Below are 974 nucleotides of genomic sequence, written 5' to 3' on the forward strand. Positions count from 1 at the left end.
CCCATCAGAGGTCTTCATGGAGGCGGGGATCCCGCACCGCGCGATGCGGCGGACGGTGTAGCGGCCGGGCCCGCGAGGGCGCCGCGTGGGGCGTTCAGGTCGTGCCGGCGCCGAACGCGTGCTCGACCCGGCTGCGCAGCTCCCCATCCACATCCCAGGTCCACTCGACAAAGCGGGTGCGGCCCGCGCGGTCGCGCAGCACCACGCTGCTGCAGCGCGTGCCGTAGCCGGGTGCGCGGATGAAGGCGGGCGACAGCCAGCGCTCCCACTCCAGGCTCACGCCGGTCGCGGGCAGGTGCGGATCGGGCGCGGGCGCTGGGTCGCGCAGCAATGCGAGGAGGCCGGCGACCAGCGCGTCCTCGGTCGCCGGCACCGGACCTGCCGTCGGCAGCGCCTCGAGCTCGCGGGCGAGCGCCGTGCGCGTCTTCACCAGCTTGGGCCAGGGGCTGTCGAGCAGGTGGTTGGACAGGCCGTAGCAGCCCGGCTCCAGCATGCGCAGCGCGCCGGTGGTGCTCTCGAGCACGCCGAGCCGATCGGCGTCGCCCACCAGCAGGTTGAAGGCGGCGTAGTTGTCCGCGCTCGCCTGGACGGCCTGCAGCGTGGCGGGCGCCGGGCGGGCATCCTCGAGCGCCTCGCGCACCAGCGCGCCGCGCGAGGGCGCTCCGGCGAGGTGGCGGCTGGGGTCGCGGAAGTTGGTCAGCGCGGCGAAGCGGCCGTCGCGCGTCAGGCCCATCCACGTGCCGCCGGCCTCGAGGTCGCGGCCGGCGAGCAGTTCGGGCGCATCCACCCACCAGTGCGCGGGCGCGGCGGGGCGCGCGAGGTACTCGTCGCGGTTGGCCGCGACCACCAGCGGATAGTCGGGATGCGCCTGCCAGGCGAAGACGATCAGGCACACGGCAGCGCGCCTCGGCGGCTGCGAGCGCGCCCGCCGGTCGGGCCGCGCTGCGGATCAGCCGAGCGCATACGGCAGGGGG

General features: G+C 76.0%; 1 protein-coding gene. It reads right to left on the minus strand.

The window, feature by feature from the left end; genetic code table 11:
- Positions 1 to 94: 94 nt before the first annotated feature.
- Entirely contained in the window at positions 95 to 895 is an 801-nt protein-coding gene (locus tag C667_RS23310; protein ID WP_004390290.1) for an NRDE family protein, read from the minus strand.
- Positions 896 to 974: the final 79 nt, after the last annotated feature.

Origin of the sequence: Thauera phenylacetica B4P, from assembly GCF_000310225.1 — a bacterium.
In the GTDB taxonomy this organism is placed as follows: Bacteria; Pseudomonadota; Gammaproteobacteria; order Burkholderiales; family Rhodocyclaceae; genus Thauera; species Thauera phenylacetica.